General features: G+C 57.3%; 1 rRNA gene. It reads left to right on the forward strand.

Going from position 1 to position 267, the window contains the following annotated elements:
- A 23S ribosomal RNA gene (locus tag L5876_RS14590) occupies positions 1–267 on the forward strand; the annotation flags it as partial.

Genomic DNA, 267 nt, shown 5'->3' on the forward strand with positions numbered 1-267 from the left:
GGCTAAACCGCATGCATGTGATACCTGGTAGGGGTTGTGTGTGCGGGGTTGTGGGAGTTGTACTTGCCGGTTCTACCAGGCCGGCGGACAGTAAAAAAGTGTCGTGATTAGCGGAAGTGGTCTGGGACGGCCCGCCGCAGACGGTGAGAGTCCGGTACGCGAAAATCCGACACCTGTCTCGTACTTCATCCCGAGTAGCAGCGGGCTCGTGGAATCTGCTGTGAATCTGCCGGGACCACCCGGTAAGCCTAAATACTCTCTAGTGAC

The sequence above is a fragment of the Hyphobacterium sp. SN044 genome, from assembly GCF_021864465.1.
In the GTDB taxonomy this organism is placed as follows: Bacteria; Pseudomonadota; Alphaproteobacteria; order Caulobacterales; family Maricaulaceae; genus Hyphobacterium.